This window comes from Planctomycetia bacterium, assembly GCA_021413845.1.
GTDB lineage: Bacteria > Planctomycetota > Planctomycetia > Pirellulales > PNKZ01 > PNKZ01.
In genome coordinates, this window is record JAIOPP010000036.1 from 1 (window position 1) to 23,576 (window position 23,576).

Below are 23,576 nucleotides of genomic sequence, written 5' to 3' on the forward strand. Positions count from 1 at the left end.
TTTTTGACGCTATTTTGCAGTTCGGCCACGACGAAGACTATTCGCCGCGTGTGACCGATGATTTCACCCCGACGGACGCTCCTGCCGGTTCCAATGCGAAATTGGATTGCTTGGCTCGGCGTATCGCTTTGGGCTTGCCGCTGTGGCACCCTGAAGATCGTTCGGATTACAGCGGCCTGACCGGCGCCGTTCGTCCGCGCGAGTAGTGGTGACTGGCCCGACTCGGATGGATTTCGGTTAACGAATAGGTTCAGTTAAATCGTCGAGAGGCCGCCGTAGCGCCTGCCTCTTGCCGCTTGGAATAGTGACGATATAAAGCGAGCGATGGTCCGAATTTCGGATCATCGCTCGTATCGTTTTAATAAGGCCGAGACTTGCAAGGCTTGATTCGGATTGCGCGGATCTTGTTCGCCCGCCTACCACCAGCCGCGGCTCGGGTTCCAGGGCCAATAGTTCCGTTTGCGTCCGCCGCCGAAGCGGGCCTCGATGCCGGCCGTGAGCGACCAGTTGTGCATCGTAGATTCCTGGCCGCTGGCGAAACCGATGTTGTCGACGAGGTCGACCCGCATGGCGATGCGCGTACTATGCCGATACTTCATTCCGAAGCCGATCGGAAGTTGTAAAACCGTGGAATGATGCCGTACGGAAAGCGCGTCGGAGAAGTCGATGTCGAACAGGCCGGTGCCGATCAACGCGAATGGCCGCCAGCGCGTATCGCCGGTGAAATACCACAGCCAGTCGATGTCGGCGTAAAAGATCGAAGCCGGAGACAGGCTCGTTCCTAGAAGCTGATCGACAACGCCGACGGACGCACCGCCGAGCCTGGTTTCGATGCCCCATTTGGGAGCGAAGTCCCAGCTGAAGCGGCCGCCGTAAGTAATGCCGGTGTCGCCGCCGACGAGCCCAGGGATCGGATTGTCGAGCGCTAGTCCGCCGACGAAGTAGCTCATTGCATACGGGCGATTGAGCCAGCTTTCGTTCTGCAGCGGAAGCTGTCGCGGGCGATTGTCGATGTAGCTGCGCACCCGATCCGCATGTCGCTGCAAATGTCCGCCGGGCCCCGCGGCTCCATAAGAGCCGTCGTCGTACGGCGGAGCATCGCCGGGATATTCGGGGCCGAGCTCGTCGGAGTAAGGCTGCGCCGCAACCGCGCCGCGGCGCGAACTCGGACTGAACGGTTTCTCTTCGAGATCGTCGCCGAATCGAGGTGTTTGCGGCGGTTTCGGAGATAAGTCGGGGGCGTCGGCGGGCTCTAACGATGGAAGATCACTCGTCCGCTCGATGCCGCTCGAATTCGATTTCGCGACCAGCTTGAGCGAGGAGGATCGATCGTCGGCGGCTGCGAGTCCATTCGCCAAGAGGGCGAAGATCAGCAGCGTCGAAAGTCGCGCCGGTTGGATCATGTGTCGAAAAAGGGGCGGCATGTGAGTCGAATCGAAGTCATTCACTTCGCTCCGTCGGCAGGCACTCGCAAGTCGCCGGAGGGGCGGGGATTATGACGAGAGTGGCTTGTTGCAGCAAGGTCGGTGCCGGAATCGAATGAATGGCCGGCAAACACGCCCGGTTCGTTGACAGCGTCAAAAGCCATCATTACGCTAAGTTCGTTCGACCTCTCATCTTCGCATTTCGCGAACGCCCGGCTATTTCTCCCGCGTTGTCGCTTTTTCCCAGCGGACCTATATGCCCGATTTCATCGAAATCCTTGTCCGCAACAAGCTGCTCGACGAGAAGAAAGTTGCCGAGGCCAAAAAAGCGGCTCGCAGCTCGAATACCAAGCTGAGCGATGCCATCGTGAAATTGGGGTTCTGCTCGGTCGAATTCGTGACCAAAGCGATAGCAAAATCTCAGGGGCTGGAGTACGTCAAACTCGAGGGAATCGAGGTTCCGCAGCAGGTCGTCTCGCTCGTTCCCGAGTCGTTTGCACGGGAACACGGAGTGCTAGCTCTGTCCGACGACGACGGCGTTCTCAAGGTCGTGATGGCGGATCCCGACGAATTGGAGACGATCGATAAGCTCCAGTTCATCCTGAATCGCAAGATTAAGGTGGCTCTGGCACCGAAAGAGACCATCGTTACGGCTGTGAACAAGCTCTACAACCGGGGCGATGAAACAGCCCGGATGATGCAGGAAGTTTCCGAGCAGGCGATCGATTTCAGCGAAGAGTCGGTCGGGCCGAACGACGAAGCGGTCGACGAAAATAGTGCGCCGGTGATTCGCCTTGTACAGATGATCATTACGGAGGCGGTAACGGCACGGGCTTCCGACATCCATGTGGAGCCATTTGAAGATCGAGTGCGGATACGCTACCGGATCGATGGGGTATTGAGCGAGCGCGATAGCATCCCCAAGCGATTGCTAGGTCCCGTACTTTCGCGGCTCAAAATTCTGGCAAAAATCGACATCGCAGAGCGCCGGCGTTGCCAAGACGGCCGGATTAAGGTCACGGTCGGAAAGAAGGATCTTGACCTTCGTGTCAGTGTCATGCCCACCAACCACGGCCAGTCGGTCGTGATGCGGTTGCTCGACAAAGACAACATCAAGGTCGGTCTTAAGCAACTGGGAATGTCGGAAGAAATCTTCCGGCAGGTGAACCAGCTGATTCGCCGGCCGAACGGAATCATCCTCGTTACCGGTCCGACCGGCTCCGGCAAAACCACGACCCTTTATGCCGGTTTGAACGATTTGAACCGGCCGGATCGTAAGATCATTACGGCGGAAGATCCCGTAGAATACTACTTGCCCGGCATCAATCAGGTCGAGGTGAAGCACAGTATCGGGCTCGATTTCGCGCGCATTATTCGAGCTATGTTGCGCCAAGCGCCAAATGTGATTCTTGTGGGAGAGATGCGAGATTCTGAAACGGCAGAGATGGGAATCCAAGCTTCTCTAACTGGACACTTAGTTTTCAGTACGCTACATACGAACGATGCGCCTAGTGCTATTACGCGCATGATCGACATGGGCGTGCCCGCCTATCTGGTTGCCAGCAGCATTATTGCCATCCTTGCTCAGCGTCTTGTTCGCAAGGTTTGCGAGAAATGCAAGTACCCTTATAGCCCCCCTGAAGCAGTGCTTGAACAAGCTGGGCTGACACCTGAGCAGGTGTCGAAGGCGCAGTTCATGAAGGGGAAAGGGTGCGCGCATTGCAACCGTCAGGGATACCGCGGTCGGGTGGGTATCTACGAGTTGAGGATGATGACCGCGCGGGTTCGTGAGCTGGCGTTTCAAGGGACATCTTCGCAGCAATTGCGACGAACAGCCGTCTCGCAAGGGATGCATACCTTGTTTGAAGATGGGCTCAACAAGGCGATGCGTGGTCAAACGACTTTGGAAGAAGTCTTCCGAATCGCCAAGCGGGCAGAAGAGTAAATACCGCTACGGTGGGTGGATCGATCTTTGTAGCTATGGGGTCCAATGTTCGGTTCGTGATGGTCGAGAAATCAACTTCGATAGTCATGTCATAAACGCCTCCTTTTCAGTTGCGAATCTGAACGAATCGGTATGCACCGTTGGGACAAGCCGGTTCTGCAAATGGCCTCAAATCCTCGGCGGTCAGTTTTTTCCTTTCAATTTTTTGAGTTATCTCGGAAGGCTGCGAATAATCCTCGTGCATAGGTCGGAGCCGGCTACTCCGCCCCCAACACATCTCACGCAGGTCATTCGACGGCGCTCCGGGTATTTCGGCTTCGGTTCTCGCATCCTCATACCTGGAAAGAGTAGGGACGGTTCGGCATGGGCACGATTCTCATCGACAAATTGTTGCAGACCGTCGTCAATCAAGGGGCGAGCGATCTCCATATCTCCGTAGGCCAACCGCCGGTCATTCGTTTGCATGGCCGGATGCGTCGTTTAGAGACGAAGTCGTTGACGGCCGACGACACCGTGGCGCTGATGAAGAGCATCACGCCCGAGCGCTGCCAAACCGAGCTTCAGGAAGCGGGCGGTAGCGACTTCGGTTTCTCTTTCGGAACGCAAACTCGCTTTCGCGTTTCGATCTTCAAACAGCGCGGCTTTATCGGGATGGTGCTGCGGCAGATCCCGAATAAGTTTATGTCGATGGAAGACCTAGGGCTTCCGCCGGTCTGTAAAGACTTGATTAATCGCCCTCGCGGTTTGTTTTTGGTGACCGGGCCGACCGGTTCCGGCAAGACGACCAGCCTCGCGAGCATGATCAATTGGCTCAACGAAAACACCGATCGCCACATCATTACGATCGAAGATCCGATCGAGTTTCAGCACGAACATAAGAAATCGACGGTCAATCAACGCGAAATCGGCGTCGATGTCGGTTCGTTCTCCGAGGCGATCCGCCGTGCTCTGCGGCAAGATCCCGACGTAATCCTCGTCGGTGAAATGCGCGACTTGGAAACGATCGAAGCGGCGATCACGGCCGCCGAAACCGGCCACGTCGTGTTCGGCACGCTCCACACGACCGGTGCTCAAGGAACCGTCAACCGAATCATCGACGTGTTCCCGACCAATCAGCAGGAGCAGATCCGTACTCAGCTTTCGACGGCGATCATCGGTGTGCTTTCGCAAACCTTGGTGCCGAAGATCGGCGGCGGCCGACGCGGCGCTTATGAAATGCTCGTCGTATCGCCGGGCATCGCGAACCTGATTCGTGAGAACAAAACGTTCCGCATCAACTCGGCGATCCAGACTGGTGCGAAGGTCGGAATGCGATTGATGGATGATTCGCTTTACAACCTGTGGCGAAAGGGAGACTGCACGAAGGAAGATGTTATCGAACGATCCGTGTATCCCGACGATCTAGCCGCTCGCATCACGAAAGCCGAGCGAGGCGTTTTCGACGACGAGGAATAAGCAAACGCGAATTGAGCTACAGATGGTCCGCAAGACTCGAACTTCGATTAGTCCGTGTAAGAAGATTTGAAGATGGCATTCAAACGAATCGGTCAGATTTTCGTCGACCGAAAATTCATGACTCGCGATCAGCTCGAGATGGTGCTCGAAGAGCAACGCTCGCGGCCGGGGGAATTGCTCGGCAAGATCGCCGAAGAAATGAATTTGATTACCGACGAGCAGCTTGTCGAAGCGCTCGCCGAACAGATGGGAATGCCCGCCGTTGCGCTGGGCGAAATCACGATCCCGATCGAGGTTTTGGCGCACGTTACCGAACCGATGGCGACGTTGTACCGGATCATTCCGTTGAGCTTTCGCGACGGCGTTTTGACGATCGCGATGTGCGATCCGCAAAAGCTGCAGATTCTCGATGAGTTGCGCAATTTTCTCGGCTATGAAATGCGCGGCGTCGTGGCTTCGGAGCGAGAAATTCAGCAAGCCCTGACGCGTTATTATTCGACTGCGGAAAGCGTCGAAGACATCATCGGCGATCTCTCGGGCGACTCGGAACTGATGGCTGCGCTGGAAGGGGCAAGCCGCGAAGGGGCCTACGATCTGACGAAGTCGGAAGAGCTTGCCGATAGCGCGCCGGTTCGCAAGCTGCTCAACATGATCATGCTGTTGGCGATCAAGGATCGTGCGAGCGATTTGCACTTCGAGCCGTTTGAAGACGAATTCAAAGTCCGAATCAAAGCCGACGGCGTGCTCTATGAAATGGTGCCGCCGCCGAAGCACTTGGCATTCGCGATTACGACGCGCATTAAGGTGATGGCGAACCTCGATATTGCGGAGCGCCGGTTGCCGCAAGACGGACGCATCGAATTGACGATCGGCGGTCATCCCGTCGACTTGCGCGTGTCGGTGCTCCCGACGATGTTCGGCGAGAGCGTCGTTATGCGGGTACTCGATCGCTCGGCCGTGAAGCTCGACCTGGAAGGGGTCGGGATGTCGCCCGAGACATTGCGGAGCTTCCGTGAGGTGATCGAAAAGCCGAACGGCATCGTGCTCGTTACCGGTCCGACGGGATCGGGGAAGACGACGACTCTTTATTCGGCGATCAGCGAGTTGAACGAAATCGCCGATAAGGTCATCACGACGGAAGACCCGATCGAATACGATATCGACGGCGTCATTCAGGTGCCGATCGATTCGACGATCGGAAACACCTTCGCCAATTGCCTCCGGGCGATTCTACGGCAAGATCCCGACATCATCCTCGTCGGTGAGATTCGCGATCCCGAGACCGCGGAAATCGCCGTGCAGGCTTCGCTGACCGGGCACATGGTGTTCAGCACTTTGCATACGAACGATGCCCCGAGCTCGGTGACGCGGTTGCGCGATATGGGTGTGCCGCCGTTCTTAATCACGGCGACGGTCGAAGCGATTTTGGCGCAGCGCTTGGTGCGGCGCGTTTGCCAAAAGTGCCGACACGAAGTGAAGGCGAGTATGGATTTGCTCGCTGAACTTCAACTTACGCCCGACGACATCATGGGAAAGAAATTCTATCGCGGCGTCGGGTGCGATGTCTGCAACGGCACCGGTTACAAAGGACGGGTCGGGCTGTTCGAGTTGATGATCTTCAACGACGACCTGCGCGAAATGGTGATGCGCAATGCATCGACGGACGAATTGCGCGACAAGGCTCGTAGTTACGGAATGGTAGCGCTTCGCGATGCCGGTTTGGAATTCGCATATCAAGGTTTAACGACGATCGAAGAGGTAGTGCGCGAAACGGTGCTTGAAGGTTAAGCGGCGCTTGCCTTCCGGCATGCGCCACCGAACGACATACATCGATTCTCGCTCGCGGTCTTCCAGTTATAAGGTTTACGACGATGCCTACGTTCCAATTCGAGGCGATGGATCCGACCGGCAAAGAGATCAAGGATGTGATCGAAGCCGTGAACGAGGAGGAAGCCCAGGCGACGATTCGCCAAATGGGCTACTACGTCACGAAGATCTCGGCGAAGAAGGTCCGAAAAGGGGCCGCGAAGAAAAGCGATAAAGGAAAGAATCGCAGCTTCGTGATCGGTGGTGTGAAGTCGAAAGATCTCACGACGTTTACTCGCCAATTATCGATCTTGCAGGACGCCGGTTTGCCGATTCTGCGCAGCCTGAAAATCTTGGAGACTCAGTCGAAGCCCGGCAAGCTCAAGAATTCATTGATGGACGTTTGCGAAGATATCGAATCCGGGTCGACGTTGTCGGAATCGATGTCGAAGTGCCCAAAGGTGTTCGATCGCTTGTACGTCAACATGATCAAAGCGGGAGAAGCGGGCGGTGCGTTGGAAGTGATCTTGCGCCGTCTGGCAGAGTTTCAAGAAAAGTCGCAATCGTTGAAGCGCAAAGTCAAAGGGGCGATGGTTTATCCGGTCGTCGTCGTGCTTGTGGCCGTCGGCATTTTGGTCTTTATCATGATCAAGATCGTGCCTGCGTTCGAGAAGATCTTCAAAGACTTCGATGCCGAACTTCCCGGCATGACGCAATTGCTCATCAACTTGTCGAACTGGGTAGCCAACTACTGGTTTCTCATACCGTTGTTTCCGATCTCGATCGTGTTGATGGTGAAGTTGATTTGTAAATTCAAAGCCGGCCGTATGGGCTGGCATTTATTTACCTTGAAGTTTCCGGTCTTCGGGCAGATCGTCGAAAAGAACATCGTCGCTCGCACGACGCGCACGTTGGGGACGTTGGTGTCCAGCGGCGTGCCGATTCTCGAGGCGCTCAATATCACGCGCGAAACGAGCGGCAACGCCGTATTCGAACAACTCTACGGCCGCGTTTACGACTCCATTCGCGAAGGAGAATCGATCGCCAAACCGATGCGCGATTACTCACGCACGAAATTCAACATCATCGCCGCATTCTTTTGGGTTGCGTTCGTACCGGTCGTCGGCATCTTGATTTACATCATGCGGGCCACGCAGCGCATCATCGACGATCTCGTGGTCAATATGATCGACGTCGGCGAAGAAACGGGCGAACTCGATAAGATGCTTTATAAAGTCGCCGACAACTACGACGAAGAGGTCGATGTATTGACGGAAAGCCTTGTCAGCTTGCTCGAGCCGTTGTTGATCGTGGTGTTGGGAGTCATGGTCGGCTTTATCGTGATCGCATTGTTCTTGCCGCTGGTCGCGCTGATTCAAAAGTTGAGTTAGTCACGGGATTCGATCGAGGGTTTGGTTCGGAAAACATTTCTCGTATTAGACGCGTTAGATTTCGGTCGTGCGACGATGTCCGCAGCGGTCGAGTTTTCAAGGAGATAGAGACATGGCGGCGCAGCAAAGTGAGTGGTTGGAAAACACAAGAATGCAAGTCGCGACCCAGAGGCGTCGCCGCGCCGCGAGCGGCTTCACGCTCGTCGAACTCCTCATGGTGATCGCCATTATCGGCACGCTGATGGCCATGCTCAGCGTGGCGGTGTGGAAAGTGCTCGATTTTGCGAAGCAAGGCAGGATCATCGTCGAAATACAGCAGTTGCAATCGGCGATGCAAGCGTACAAGGAAAAGAGCATTCAATATCCTCCTTGCCTCGGCGAGGCGCAGGACACTACCGCCAATCTCAATATTAGAAAAGTGCATTTTATGCGGCATATTCAAGCCGCTTTCGCGAACGCCAACTACGGCCCGACCGCGGGTAACTTCGACACGCTTCGAAATCAAATCGCATCGACAGCTTTCGGCACCGGAACGCAGATCTACCGCTATAGAAAAGCAGTAGGAACTATCACGGCTCTCGATCTCAATACGTTGGACCAAGCCGAGGCACTTGTCTTTTGGCTCGGAGGAATGCCGACTCCCGTCGATGGGACTACCGGACTTCCTATCGTCGCGAATCGGCTCTTCGGTTTTAACCGAGATCGAGATAACCCCTTCCGTCGCGATTCTACGGCGCAAGAACTGGTCGACGCGATGCGGTTTCGTACGGACTCGTTATTCGACTTCGTGCAAGATCGCTTGATCGACAACGATGACGACGGGTGGTTGGAGTATTCACCGACGAGTTATCGCGACGGAGAGTATTCGGCCCCTTACGTGTACTTCGATGCTCCCACTTATGTAGCTTCGACGACCGCGCCGGGAGTTTTGCCTTTCAATATTCCCAATCTTACCGGCTATCCTCGTTCCGGCGAGTTGTTGGCAGCTACTTTCTCCAATAGATGGGGGATGGCCGTTCCCATGGCGGACGTGTATGTGTCGGGTACCAAAACCCCGATTCGATGGAAGCGTCCTGAGAGTTTTCAGATCATTGCTCCCGGAAAAGATGGAATGTATTCGACCCCGACGAATGTTACTTCCAATGACCTGTCGACATTGATGCGTATGCCTCTTTTTCCGTCAGGCGATACCTACTCGAAGGCGACTTCTTATACGGCGAAGACTTCGTATATGAACCAAGAGTTAGATAACCTGACGAACTTGGCGGATAGCACTTTAGACGAAGCTCGCCAGGCGGTGAGGTAACGATGTTCGACTCTCGAAAAAGTCCGAAGCGTGAAAATCATCGGTATCGTGGCCGCCGCGGTTTCACGTTGATTGAAATGCTCGTCGTGATCGCGATCATTGCGATTCTGACTTCGATTTTTCTTGGCGCGCTATCGTCGTCGGAGCGACTTGCGAAAGCTTCGCGCACGCGCGCTCTGATCCAAAAGCTGCATAACGTGATGATGTCCCGTTGGGATGCCTATCGCACGATACGATTGCCGATTTCATTGGAGTCCAACGGTGCCTCGGCGTCGGCAGGCTACGCGGGAAGCGAGTCGACTCGGTTTCGACAGGACATGGCTCGGCGCAAAATGCTCGCCCTGCGTGAACTGGTGCGAATGGAAATGCCGGATCGATACGATGACATCCTCTTCGACTCGGCGAACTTCCCGGTGGTTTTGAAGTCGCCTTCGGGGGCGGCTATCCGTCCGTTCTTGTGGAGCGCTTATAATCGTAAGATTCTTTCCGTGAAGGCAGGTTCGACCGATCCGACGGTTTCAGGCATGTCTTCCTCGCAATTCATCAAAATGCTTGCGGAGCGTTATCAGTCGGCCGAATGCTTGTACATGATCGTGACGCTCGGCGTCGAAGACTCCAGTACTTCGACGGAGCACTTTTCCGCGAAGGATATCGGAGACGCCGACAGCGACGGCATGTTCGAGTTCGTCGATGCTTGGGGTATCCCGATCGAATTCCTTCGCTGGGCGCCGGGCTTCATTTCACCGATGCAGCCGATGTACAGCTATCCGATACCGGGTGCCGGTTCGTTCTTTGATGCTTCGAGCCAGCCTCGTGATCCCAGCAATCCCAACGCGGTGCTTAGTCATTGGAAGGTTCAGAACGAATACTTTAACGATACGAACGCACCTGCCGGAGCACTTAGTCAGAGATGGGTAGTGATCGATCAAGACGACCCGTTCAACCCGATGCGCGTCGGTCCTACACCTGATACGGTCGTTAACAAGGCATTAGTTAAATCGACTCGCTGGCAGCCGGGATATTCCGCGCCGGAACACGGTTTCATCCTCATTCCGCTGATCTATTCATGTGGGGGAGATTTCAAATCCGGAATCGACCATTGTTATGCGAGCGAAGGGTATACGCTCAAAACAAGTCCTACGGCAAGCTTAGGACCCATTAAAGACAGCGATCCTTACAATATCTACAAAAGCGCGACTGCGGACGGGAGTTTTCGCGGAACCAAGGTCGGCGGAGAACGTCTTGTCGTAGGCGAGGGGTACTACCCCGGGGACGGAAATAGTCTTGATAACATTCACAATCAAGATATTGGATCGCGATGATGTACGAAGCTAGTTTGATTACGTTGCGAATCAAGCCTCAAGCCGGCCGCAAGCCCGCTGCGCAAATTCGATTACGGTCGGGTTTCACGTTGATGGAGCTGATGGTCGTTATCCTGATTCTACTTTCAGTGACGGCCGTTTCCATTCCCTTGGTGACTCCGGCATTGTCAGGTCGACAGGTGCGTGAAGGAGCTCGGATGGTGAGCACCTTTTTTAATGCGGCTCGCAATCGAGCGATCGAAACGGGCCGACCGGCAGGCGTGTGGATCGAGCGAATGCCGAGCATGCGAGAAGCGGCCTCGACCATGTACTATGCCGAAATTCCCCCGCTCTATTCCGGCGACTTTCTTGATTCTCAAGTCGAGCTGTTTAATGTCAACGGCACCCCAAACGGCGATGTGATAAGTGGCGCGCTCTTTAAGGGAGAGAGCACCGACCCTACTTGTAAAGATTGTTGGAATATCGTGGTGCCTCGTGGTAGGACGACATTCAATTCCGACGCGTGGGCGAGTCCCGACCCTAAGGATCAGCAAATCGTTCGTCCGGGCGATTTGATCCAGATCGAAGGGAGTGATCTGCGTATTCCATTGAAGTCGGTAAGAATTAATTTCGGCAGTACAAGCGTCAGTACTCAGACGACACACTTGTGGTGGTATCTCTATCGCGGACGAAATTGCAATGCCGGCCCTGACGGAACTTACTCCGATGAACGGCGCATCGGCGGAGAATGGGTGATCAATTGGTTCGATCGAGCTTATAGCGTCGGTAGAGATGTGGTTCGCTCTACCACGAACTTTCCGATGAACCCGGGCGTCACCGGCTTGAAGTATAAGATTTATCGACAGCCTGTGAAGCTTCAGGCCGGATCGGTGAAGTTGCCGGAAGGAATCGTCATCGATCTCGGTTTTTCGGCAATTACGAACGGCACCACCACCGACCCGGGAATCCCCTTTCATCCCCGCTCGGAGATTGCGTCTCCTTACTACGGAGCCGAGGCCGTCCCGCAAGATGAAACTCCGGTCATTCTCGTCTTTTCGCCCGGCGGTCATGTCGAACGGTTGTATTTTCGCATGAAGGAAAACAACGCCGGAACGACGAATCTTCAATGGGTGTGGGGTGGGAACGAACCGTTCGGTCAAATTCATTTTCTGATCGGAAAACTAGAAAAGATCCTGAAGGATGAGTATTTCAGCTCGGGATATACCGCGACCGACAATTTCAACATTCAAGTAAAAAAGAACTGGCTCGACCTTGAGAACATTTGGGTAAACGTGAATCCGCAAACGGGATTTATTTCAACCAGCCTCATCGATGAATTGAATACTAATGCGTATTTCCTTAGTACGGACAAGACGGTCGGTGCATCGAATCCGGCGAATATCGCAGCCACGCGATCTAATGCGCGCTACGGTCGCGTCATAGGAGGAAATTAAAGATGACGACGGCCTTTCGAAATTCCGCTCGACCTCGTTTCAGTAGCGTACGCCGCGGGGTGACGTTGCTCGAAGTTCTGGTCGCGATGGGAGTCATGATCGTAGGTCTGTTGGGCATGGCGGCGTTGATTCCTTTGGGCCGTATGGAGCTTGTCGAAGCGGAAAAGCTCGACAACGCTTCGACGGTCGGTCGTTGGGCATTTCGCGACGTGACCATTCGAGGATATCTCCAGCCGGAAAATTGGATCGATCCCGCGAACGGCGAGCCGGTTTTCGGCCCAGGAGGGGGTGGCTACGATCTTGTTTCCGGAAGCATTGCTCCGATGAGAAGCTTCAAAATCAAAGGCGCTCCCAACGCGACCGTTCCCCCGTATGCACCGATCGTCATAGATCCGCTAATGATTGCGCCGCGAAAACTCTCGACTGCGAACGATCAGAAGCAGCGGGAGATTTGCGGTCTCTTTCCATATAGCTTGAATTTGCCCGGCGCTACGGCGGGAATGCCGGAACTGGCTGGGTTGGTGCCGAAGATCGCCCGCGTTTCCTTGCGAGCATTTCCTTCCGACATAACGGCACTTCCGGCGGCCCGGACGAAGCTCATCATGAATAGCGATGTGGCGAGCCGTTTCTTTCGCTCGACCGATGATTTGAATTTCCAGGTTCCTCAAGATACCACGCGTCGCCCGATTCAAATCTATTCGCAAACGAGTTCGTCGGACACTTCCTTTTACACCAACGACGGCTATACGACCGAAACGCAATTGACGTCGAGTGTCGCTGCTCGGCAGTTTACGGGAGCTTATAGTTGGTTTCTCGTTGCCGAGCCGAGCTTAGCGGAGTTTTATTCTTCCGCGCCTAATGCACCTGCCATGGGAGGCCCCAACGCGTCTGCCGTCGGTATCCGACAATTCCGGGTTTGGGTAGTAGTGTGTCATCAGCGAATTCTTAACCCCGTAGCCGAGCAGTCGTTCACGGACCCGCAGGGTATCAGCGAACGGCTTGTTTACGTGGACTTCATCGATCGTAATACCGCACGCATCCGAGTGAATGGAATTACCGATGAAGCGGCTGCCGCTAATGCACTCAACGTAAAAGCGAACCAATGGATCGCCGTCGTAGGGCGTTATAAAGAGCCGCTACTGGGTGACGACAATCGCTATGTCATGGAATGGTATCGCGTAAGCGGCGCTGCCGAGCGACCGACGCTTCTCCCGGATTCGCAATCGCAATGGTATCGAGAGGTAACGCTCGTCGGTCGCGAGTTCTCCGGACTCGGGTTTTCCTTCCTCGATGAAGATACCGACACGACGTACCCGGATCTTGCTACGACGTTGGCGGGCAACACGGGCGATGTTCCGCTAATGACCGGGTGGGGAATCATCGTGTCCGGGGTGCGAGGAGTTTACGAGAAGTCGATTTATCTGGATCGCCCCTCTATTTATTCGGTTCGGTACTAAATGCTTTCGTATGCCGATCGATAAAGATCGCTTCCTCGATCGAACTTGCGGCTACTCCATGCATCAAACAAATAACGATCCCATGCCGACGATGCGTCATGCAGGCGACGCGAATTTGCGGAGAAATCAGGATATGAATCGCCATCGGAACTTGAACGCGTACCGGAGGCCGATCGTGCGCAACCTGCGAAGCCCTTCAAAGGGCGTCATCTTGCTCGTCATGCTCGGGCTCCTCTCGATCTTTACGCTGGTCGCGGTGACCTTCGTCGTGTCGTCCGGTCATGCGCGTCGGGGAGCTGCGGCGGCATCGCGCGTCGAGCAAGTGGGCGATCCCTATGATGTGCTTTTAAACCAAGCGATGTTGCAGATCGCCCGAGGTTCGAACCATCCGCAATCGGCGATCGGGCATCATGGTCTGTTGGAGGATATGTACGGCAACTCCGACGCCGTATCGGGTTGCGTATACTTCGACCCCGACAACGGCTCCGTCGGCACAAGCATCTATTCAGGAGCGCCAAAATCGTCGCAGCGTTCGCAGTACAACGTTTCTGTTTCGGGCGAAAACTATTCTCCGCCGATGTTGATCGAAATCGGTGCCGTCAGTTTTGGCTGGGATCGCGAGCCCGGAATCGCGCTCGTAGACGACAACGGTAATTCAGTAGTGGATGACGTCGCCGAGAAGTTTGGCGGTAGCGACGGTAGTGACGATTGCTTCCTCGGGATGACAAGAGCCCATCCCGCCACGATGGGAATTCCTTTTGGGTCTTGGAGCTTGAGCTCCATGCCGATTATCGACAACGTCGACAACTTTTACGCCGGCCGCGTCATTACTTTCGTGACCGGAGAATGCGCAGGCCAAAGTTCCTATATCGTGCGCTCTAAGATCGCAACGGACGCGGATACCCCTACTGATTTTCGCACGGTGCTCTTCGTCAGCCCTGTCGGTACCGGGCACCAGCCGCAAAACGGCGATCGCTTCGTGATCAACGGTCGCCCCTTTAACGGGGCTGGAATCGGTTACAACCCATATCAAGTGGGCTCGGACGGGAAGCTAACGAGGAAAACCAACAAGGCGCTGTTGCGCGCATTGGATATGCCCTATAGCCCTAATTACATTTCCACGGCGGGGTACGGCTTCGACGAACTTGCCGATGATGTCGATCCGGAGCCGATTGCGATGTTGCCGAATCCTACGGATAGCGGAATTCGCGACTATCTGAATCGCTACGCTTCCATCGTCGATGCCGACGAGGACTACGACGCACCTGATGAACAGAATATGTTGTTGTCGTACACCGTGGCGACTACAACCGGATATAAAACACTCTTTCCGTCGCTTCACCGTCCCGATCTCATTCGGTATCACACGAATGAGCATCACATCACCGATCATCATGGTCCGCGGTGGCTGGATGTCGCTCCCTATATCCGACGTCGCTATATTCTGCGTCCCGATCCTTCCGACCATTTCGACTATGTACAAGACCCGAGCGGCGATGGTTGGACCCCAGGCGAACCCTATACGGATGTAAACAAGAATAGGCAATGGGACGCATTCACCGTCGATAGTGCGGGGAATGTGGGGCCGGAAGAGCCTTATGAAGATCTTCCGACGAAGAACCAAGCCTACGATGTCGGAGACCGGAGTTTCTTCAATACCGGTTTCGATGCGATGGACGGCCCTTGGGATATCGACAACGACGGCGACGGTATTCCGGATAGCATCTGGGTCGATCTTGGTTCACCCGTATCGACGACTCCCGAAGGTCGTTTCGTGAAGCCGCTTTACGCCATTATGGTGCGCGACCTCGACGGCCGCATCAACGTCAACGCGCATGGCTCGCCGAAGCACTATACGCATATTCATAACGACGTTTATAAAGCGGAAGGGGCGTATACTCCTAAGAATCGTCCTGGTTTGAGTTCCGGAACAGGGAAGATCGTATCCGAAGAGCGCGTTCGGATGGGCATGCATACCTACGCGCTGAATCAAGACAAGATTGCAGACACAATTCCGTCCGTTGTGATCGTAAAAACGCATTCCACCGGCGAAATCGATACCGACTTTCATAAGATGAGTCCGCAGGATGTCACGTTTAACCTCAACAAGCTCTTCGCTTTGTCGTATTACGGCGATAAGCCTGGTTCCAACTCCGGTCTCGCCGCCAAGGCCGCGTACCTGTTCGACCCGAGTTCGATAGGCGCTACCAGCGCTTCCACGACTTTTGATTACAGCAAAATCATTCGGGGATTCGAACCCGCCGTCGGCCAAGGTTATTCCGTCGCCGATATCAATATGGCGCAAATTCTCCCTGAGCTTCCAGCGCTCGGAGGCTTATTGCTGCCGACCGGTGGGTTGTCGGGATCGGGGCCATTCTATCGCATCAATTCCTATCGTCAGTTGTTGGAAGGGCAAGGCGATCACTCCGGAGATTCGGCTCCGAAGTTGGGGCGCTATGGCGAAGGACATTTACTCCGGCCGGACGGAGCGATTCCGGCGAACGATCCTTCAGGTTATTACCCGGGACTGGGGCTCGTTCCTCGCGCCGGAACGACCGACGTATTTATCCCGCGTAGGGATTATTACTCCGCTTGGAATGCCGATACGACGGCACCTTATTATGTGTCCACGGGGGCCCTGGTTCTCGATAAAACCGGTTCCGCAGGTGCCACATTAGCATCGTCGTTTTATCCTACTTCTAAGCCTCCTTACCGTGGCGACGACGACTACCCGCCTCTTCCGTTTACCAGCGAACGGCTCCAGAACTCGGTGTCGAACGTGAATTTCGTCTTAGGCTCCTCGGGTCGCAATTCATTCCGGCAAAGCGGTGAAACGGATTTCTTCGGCGATTACGGAACACCTGGCGATTTCGATTCCGACGGTTTCGTTGCGCTCGATATCATGGGGAATCCCGTTTATGAAAAGATGGGCACGTTGTATGAAGACGTCGATGCCCCGACGGAAATCAATTTAAATCGGCGCTATTTCGCTCAGACCTATTACGGTGCTACGGCGAATGTTACTACCACTGCCGGAAGGCCCATCACTGCCGATATCGATGCACAGTACACGCCGGCCGAATTGGAGAGGTTGCTTCGGTTTCGCGATTCAGCAGCCGCGTCTCTACCCACGCGTTTGGCGACTTATGTGAGTAACACCGCCGAATATAGTGCTCGTTCGCTTACTTCGGAGAGTTGGGATATTCCTTGCCCGCACATCGCGCCGACACCGGAACTTTCCGATGGTCTGCGGGTATTGGGTTTGCCGCTCAACAATCCGTCGCTGGGAGACCTGTTGCGAGCCCGGTTCTTCCTAGCCACCGGAAAAACAACCCTTTCCGATGGAGCAGCGTTTCAAATTCAATCGGCAAAGTTGGCGACGATGGCTATGCGCAGCTATCGGCTTGCCACCGCCGATATCGGCACAGCTCCTTATACGAGCGGACAGTTAACTCCCGAAGCGCGCAAGCGGTGGCAGACTCGTTTGTTGCAGCCTGATCTGGGAATGGGCTTGAGAATGGATTTGAATGCTCCCTTCGGAAACGGCAACGACGACGATAAAAACACGGTCGTCGATGAACCGAATGAAATTCCCGGAACCACCGGTTACAACGAACCGCTCATGGGGTCGTCGGGGTCGACTTACTTAAATTTCGACGGTAACCGCGACGGCAATTCTCTTCCTGTTCAATTCGGCGAAGAAGCGAGGCAGCAATACGCCAAAGAGTTGTATTGCTTGATGATGTTGCTCGTCGACCAAAACTACGTCGAACCGTTGCCGACTTCGGTAAACTCCCTCGGATCGGGTCCTGGTGCCGAAAGCGACACTGTTGGGAGGCTACCGACCTTAAAGGAGCCGAACAAAGTATTCCCCGGTCTCCCCGACAATAAGAAAACGCAGCGCTGGCTCTTTGCTCGCAAGATTGCGCAATGGGCCGTGAATGTCGTCGACTTCCGCGATCGCGACGCAATCATGACTCCCTTTGAATTCGATGTCGATCCTTTTTTCGATAACGACTCCCCTTCTGACACCGGTACGTTAAACCTCATGCAACCCGTGAGTAACGGCACTTGGGATGTCGACGGTTATCTGATCAAGAAAACATCGACCGGTGCCGTCGATCTCGCCGGCGACCCAGACATCAACCAGCCTTGGCGCGGATTGGTTTGGGGATGCGAATATCCCGATCTCATCCTCACGGAAACGATCGCATTCCATGATCGGCGCACTCAGAATCTGCGCGGAGACACGACCGCCGGCAGCAGCCTCAGCGGCTTGATCTTCTCGCCTAAGAACGAACTCTCCGATACTTCTCCCGCTACCGTGCCTCCGATCACGCCTACCCCCGACCCGCATTGGGATCAGCGTCGCGTTCCTCAAGGGACCGCGATGTTCGAGCTTTTCGCCACCGGCAATCGACACAACGCGGCGCTTCCTCGGGAACTGTATACGCCCGTCGGCAATGACTTGAAGCTTGATTTGGGACGGCTAGCCGGCCCCCCCACGACCGGCCCGACCGGGAGCGGTACGTGGTATCCCGTCTGGCGCCTGGCGATCACAAAGTCGCACACTCGGGGTGCGACTGATCCACTCGATCCGAATCTGAGCGTTGCCGAGCGCATCCAACAGTGGCCCGCAACCTGTTCGCTCGAACTCAACGATCCGGGCCTGTCACTTCTGAGCTCGACCACGTTCAACAATGTTTACAGTTTGCCGATGGCGATCGAGCGCGTCGTCCATTTCTCGACGAAAGACCCGACCAAAGTCAACATCGGTGCTGTCGCCGGTCTCAATCTCATCTCGACGACGATCGAAGTCTTCGCTAATCAATCAACCAATGCGTTAAGCGCCTTGTTGAGTCCCGGCGATTATGCGGTCATCGGCCCTTATCGTGCGTCGGTAGGAGGGCCGAAAAATATCACGACGATCGGCCGGACGGAAAAAAGAATGGTGCAACTCGTCGGGGGTGCGCCTAAGGATGTCGACTACACTCAGCCGCATGCGATCATCGATCTGGGAGATTTCGCCGCCGGTCGACCATTTCTGGCAACGAGCGTTAACGGGGTCGATGAGTATCCGATTACCGGGCTTTCCTCCGGCTTGGGTAATCTTGTTAAGGCCCCCTCCGGCACCGGCGCTGTTGATAATTCTGCGCTCACCGCAGCCGCGCTCTTGGATGCGCAACAGATTCGCCCGCCGTTGGGAATTGCCGTCGGTGCCAAGATCGTCAATCCCGCCGCACCTCCTCTCGTCTTGGTTGCCACGACGCGGACGGTGGGGCTGAACGTTTCTGAGCCTATCACAAGCAATGGTCCGAATTTTTATTATCCCCCTCCGAACGTCCTTCGCTCTGACGATTGGTTAACAAGTCTGACGACGACGGATCAGTATAGTCCCGTGCTGGACATACCGCTCGATATGGATTGGGACGGCAAAACTCCGATCGCCGCTACGAATATAAATCCTAATCTTCCGGTGGATGTTTCGGATCAAACGATTCTCAATTACAAGACGGTCTTCTTGCAACGACTCGCCAATCCCTTACTGGATTGGCATCAGTATGAGAACCCGTACTTAACGGTCGATTGGATGCCGATCGATCTGACGATTTTTAACGGCGAGCCATACTTCTTCAAGACAGGTTCGACGACGTCGGAAGTCGCTGGAAATCTTAAGTATTATGGCGAGCCCGGCATATCGGAATTTCGAAACCTAGACGCAACGGGGAACGTTTCGAATGCGATTCGCTTCGGTTCGCGCCAGCGCGGCGCTCCTCGGTTTCCGGTTCGCGGGCTTTATTCGCTGTTCGATCTTTGGTCGCAACCGAATTGGTTGGATCAATCGCCGGAATTCGATACCCGTCCGCCGTCGACCGGTAAAGTGTCGAATAGTCCGACCACGATTGCCGGGACGACGACTCTCTATAGCGACTATTACGCCGTCGGTCCGGTGAAGTGGCAGGATCCGCTCGACCATACGTTGGGCTATCTCAATCTCGGCTACCATGTATTGCGCGACTTGCCGAAAGAACCTACTCAGTCGCTTCAATTGGTGCCGGTTCGCGAGCCGATTCGCAGGCCTATGGGCACGGCCGGACCGACGACCGGTTGGTACACGGTAGCGGACGTAACCAAGGAAAATGATCGCTATATCGGTGCTCCACGCCGGCCGTTTAATTGGTTGACCTGGAACAATCGACCGTTTGCGGGATCGATGGAGCTCATGCTCGTGCCCGCGACGAGCCAAGCGCGGCTGATGCATGAGTATTCGATGCGTAAAACGATCACGCCGACCGTTCCGTATAGCGGCTCAACTACGGTGACTTCCGATGCCTATCCGGGTAGGCTTGCGCCGTTCGATGGTCGTCGTGCGGCGAACCACTATATGCCGAGCATACCGGTGCAGGGAAATACCAACTGGTACGTCGGAACCGGTGCCGAGGCGGCAACCCGAACAGGAAGAAATGCCGTTGGTTATTCCGTCACGGCGCCGTTTGCGCATCTGCTGAATTTTTTCGAGTCGTCGAAGTCCGTCGTGAGTGATTCGGCCTTGCCTAATTCGCAACTAGCGGCGAATTACTACCGGTTATTCGAGTTCGTGACCGTTCCTTCGCGATTTTCCGGCACCAAGACGATGCACCTTGCGGGCTCGTCGGGTACGGGCCGCAACAATGCGATGACTCCGCGGAGCGGTAGCGTGTCGGCTCCGAATGGAGGCGACTACGAGCACTACGGCTGGCCGTTCACGGCACCTTTCAATTACATTCCGCTCTACCGCGAGCCCGGGCGGATCAATATCAACACGATCATTCCTCTCACGGAGCGTGGAGTCTCGCCGGGAGGTACGCATCCGACTGAACGGACCAGCGACAACGGTGCGGCCATTTGGCGCTCGGTGACGAACGACTTCCATCCGAGCGTTCGTTGGCTAGTTGCGGTCGATGGAGCCGGCCAAAGCGGCGCCGCCGCCCTTCACTTCGACGCGTCGAATATTTATCGAGCCCGCGATATGGTTGGTGCGACGAAGTTTCAGCAACATAAATACTTTTTCAACCCCAGCGAAGATTACTCGGATAATTTTTACTCCGCGTTCGCGAGTATGTTCAGCGACAACCCCATTTACGACCCACGTGGGACGGACGGGGCGTTCGGCGCTGACGATCCCAAAAGCACCAATAATCCCGTAACCGATAATAGAGACGATGCATTTAACGAACCGTTTGCGGATTTCGCCACGAGCTCAGGTAAATCGCGCCATGATAAAAGCCGTATTTCTTTGTTCACGAACCCCTTCCGATCGTTTATGTCGGACTATTCCGATGTGATCCCAAGCGGGAATAAGCATCTCTCCTCGTCGGGAGATTCGCTCTTGGCAGTCGATGCCACGCTCTTGCGGCGTCGCGATACGACGTGGTCGCCGTGGAACACGAACTGGATGCCGACTTCCGCCGATAGTAATAATCCGACGGATGGCTTTGAAACAGCTTCTACGACGGGGCCTTCGAATAAGCTCTTTACTCCTGCGCAAATCGACCCGCGTTTCGACCCCATGTTTACCCTGAACTATCCGCGGCCGTTCCGGCAGCCGGGCCTTACCGGTCCGGCATGGTGGCAGCATTCGGGATATTCATCTCCGTTGATCGATGCGCGCTTGGGAGTCGATACGACTTACGGCGGCACGGCCATCCCAACGATGCGGGTCAGAGATACCGACTATCGCAATACCGATCGAAGCCCGTTCTTTCGATACCAAATGTATACGAAGCTTAGTAACACGGTTACGACTCGATCGAACGTATACGCGATCTGGGTTACCGTAGGCTATTTCGAGTGCGAACGGGTAAATCCGAACGGACCAACGCCTCCGGTGCAAACTAAATTCAGTAATGAATATAATCCGAAGCACCGCTATCCGGACGGTTTCCGCATCTTGAGAGAGATGGGAAGCGATAGCGGCGAAGTTCAGCGACATCGCTCATTCGCGATTTTGGATCGCACGATCCCGGTTGGATTTCTGCGTGGCGAGAATTTGAATGTCGAGCGAGCATTCATCGTCAAGCATGTTCTCGACTAGCGCATTCACGGAAATGAATACGCGTTGAGACCGTTCTCTAAGCCCGATATGAGTAAGGTACTTCGATGAATAAAATATCCCGAGATGTCAATCACGATCGACGATGTTCATCGTGGGTTCGTCGTGCGCGGAACGGATTTACCTTATTGGAAGTCGTGGTCGCTTTGACGATCACTTTGATTTTGATGGGGTTAGTCGTCGAGATTTTTTCCAAAATCGGAAAAGGGGTGAATAATAGTCGCGCCAATATGGAATTGAACGATCAGCTTCGTAATGCCAAGCATCGTCTGATTCAAGACTTGCGCGGTGTAACTGCCCCCATGACTCCGCCCTTGAGTCCGTATATGAATCACGGCTATTTCGAATATGTCGAAGGCCCTCGTTGTGCATCGACTCAAACCTATGCCGGTTCGTCGGGTGGGGACATCGGCGAAGAGCTTGGCACTGTCGGCACGAATGCGCACTACGTCAATTCCGTCATCGGCGACTCCGACGATATTCTGATGTTTACGACACGAAGCGTCGACGACGAGCTATTTATCGGTCGTGGAGGAGCGAAAAACGGTCTCGGAATCGCCGCCACTTCTCGCTATGCCGAAGTGGCTTGGTTTTTACGGCGAGTAGGGTCGGAATTCGTGGTTTCGAAAACCAACGATGTTCATCCGGAGTTCTTCAATCTTCATCGTCGAGCTTGGCTGATCGTTCCCGGAGGGACCCCCTACGGAGGAACGACCTACGACCAAGTCGATCTTTCGATGCGGCCATCCGGTGGAAATTTCGATTCGACCGATATGCCTCCGAACAGCAATATGATTACGAATAACTATAAAGACGCTCGCAAGATCGCTCCCTCCGCTCTCAATAATTCGCTCGGCGATCTGACACGTCGAGAATGCCGCTCGTTGCATCAACCATATATTTGGCCTTATGAGATGATGTATGTTCCCAATCTGGATGCGAGCAAAAACTTCTTGATTAATACCAGCTATCAGGCTTGGGGGCGATATGCCCATCTTTCGTTGCCGACCATGGCAGAGCAATCCAACGGCACTTTTCCCGGTCCGGCTATGGAAAAGTCTTCTCCGACGAGCACGGGCGTGGTCTATGTTCCCAAGAACTTCGTTACGGCCAACGCGGCTCCGGTCGGTATCGCATTTCCCGGCGCGATGACGACGACGAACGTACATTCCCAACTTAGCGCCGGCACTCGCATCGGCGAAGACATCATTCTTACCAACGTCGTCAGCTTCGATGTGAAAGCATGGGATCCCGGTGCCCCTGTGTTCTCAGGTCTGCCGCCAACGAATAGTGACACATCGAACGTAATCACATCTCTCTTGGTTCCAGGTGATGGAGGTTATCCCGGTGCGGTGGATAAATTCAACGGTAATGCAAGTAACACCATTTATCAGCCGGTCGCCTTCGGAGCTTATGCCGATTTGAACTACATGGGAACGGACGCTTCTTATAGTTCGCCCGATTTTCTAGCGGTGGATCGTTACAATAAGTATTGCGTGAATTCGGGCAACGCATTGCGCACGATGGAAACGGGATCATCTTTTTCAGGAAGATTGCCTCGCCCTCATTACGCTCATCCCGGAGAAGGGGCATTGGCCGGGTTGCCGAAGGTTATCGCTCTTGCTGCCGCAGCAGATTCTTCATTGCCGCGACCGTGCGTCTACGACACATGGTCGACGCACTATGATTTCGATGGACTTGACAACGACGGCGACGGAAGCATCGACGAACTGACGAATGGAGCGGATGACAATCTCAATGGCTTAATCGACGAGCCGAATGTCTACAGCAACGGCACTCTCAGCGGCGAACAAGATGCCCCGCCTCCATATCGCTCTTCGTTGCGCGGTATAAAGATTACGATTCGCGTGATGGAGCAAGAAAGCAAACAAGTGCGCGAAGTAACCATCGTTCAAGAGTTCATTCCGCTTTAATGAGACGGATC

12 protein-coding genes are annotated in these 23,576 nt (G+C 54.7%); 11 read left to right on the forward strand and 1 reads right to left on the reverse strand.

What is annotated here, in order from left to right:
* The coding region (locus tag K8U03_07445; GenBank protein MCE9604723.1) for a hypothetical protein at positions 1–206 on the forward strand (206 nt) is incomplete at its 5' end.
* Positions 207–416: 210 nt separating this feature from the next.
* On the opposite strand, the gene K8U03_07450 is transcribed toward K8U03_07445, so the two are convergent.
* Positions 417–1,424 carry a porin family protein gene (locus K8U03_07450; protein MCE9604724.1) on the reverse strand — a complete coding sequence of 336 codons (1,008 nt, stop codon included), beginning with the start codon at positions 1,422–1,424 and terminating at the stop codon, positions 417–419.
* A gap of 256 nt (positions 1,425–1,680) precedes the next feature.
* Here K8U03_07450 and K8U03_07455 point away from each other — a divergent pair, with 256 nt between their 5' ends.
* The 10 genes from K8U03_07455 to K8U03_07500 all read left to right on the forward strand — a co-directional run bounded on the left by K8U03_07455 (position 1,681) and on the right by K8U03_07500 (position 23,565).
* The gene (locus tag K8U03_07455; protein MCE9604725.1) at positions 1,681–3,369 is read left to right on the forward strand and encodes a GspE/PulE family protein; all 1,689 of its coding nucleotides are present in this window, start codon (positions 1,681–1,683) and stop codon (positions 3,367–3,369) included.
* A gap of 363 nt (positions 3,370–3,732) precedes the next feature.
* Positions 3,733–4,824: a type IV pilus twitching motility protein PilT gene (locus K8U03_07460; protein MCE9604726.1), complete on the forward strand. Its 1,092-nt coding sequence runs from the start codon at positions 3,733–3,735 to the stop codon at positions 4,822–4,824.
* Between the two features lie 72 nt (positions 4,825–4,896).
* Complete coding sequence (gene tadA / locus K8U03_07465) at positions 4,897–6,612, forward strand: Flp pilus assembly complex ATPase component TadA (GenBank protein MCE9604727.1); 1,716 nt, start codon at positions 4,897–4,899, stop codon at positions 6,610–6,612.
* A gap of 83 nt (positions 6,613–6,695) precedes the next feature.
* Entirely contained in the window at positions 6,696–8,021 is a 1,326-nt protein-coding gene (locus K8U03_07470; GenBank protein MCE9604728.1) for a type II secretion system F family protein, read from the forward strand.
* A 112-nt stretch (positions 8,022–8,133) separates the two neighbouring features.
* The gene (locus tag K8U03_07475; protein MCE9604729.1) at positions 8,134–9,327 is read left to right on the forward strand and encodes a type II secretion system GspH family protein; all 1,194 of its coding nucleotides are present in this window, start codon (positions 8,134–8,136) and stop codon (positions 9,325–9,327) included.
* Positions 9,328–9,329: 2 nt separating this feature from the next.
* Positions 9,330–10,649, forward strand: coding sequence for a type II secretion system GspH family protein (locus tag K8U03_07480; GenBank protein MCE9604730.1), 1,320 nt, complete (start codon positions 9,330–9,332; stop codon positions 10,647–10,649).
* Positions 10,650–10,738: 89 nt separating this feature from the next.
* Positions 10,739–12,082: a hypothetical protein gene (locus K8U03_07485; protein ID MCE9604731.1), complete on the forward strand. Its 1,344-nt coding sequence runs from the start codon at positions 10,739–10,741 to the stop codon at positions 12,080–12,082.
* A gap of 2 nt (positions 12,083–12,084) precedes the next feature.
* A complete protein-coding gene (locus K8U03_07490; protein ID MCE9604732.1) occupies positions 12,085–13,539 on the forward strand; it encodes a hypothetical protein in 1,455 nt (484 codons plus the stop codon).
* 133 nt (positions 13,540–13,672) lie between these two features.
* Positions 13,673–21,613, forward strand: coding sequence for a hypothetical protein (locus K8U03_07495; GenBank protein MCE9604733.1), 7,941 nt, complete (start codon positions 13,673–13,675; stop codon positions 21,611–21,613).
* A 65-nt stretch (positions 21,614–21,678) separates the two neighbouring features.
* On the forward strand, positions 21,679–23,565 hold the full coding sequence (locus tag K8U03_07500; GenBank protein MCE9604734.1) for a prepilin-type N-terminal cleavage/methylation domain-containing protein: 1,887 nt from the start codon (positions 21,679–21,681) through the stop codon (positions 23,563–23,565).
* Positions 23,566–23,576 lie beyond the last annotated feature (11 nt).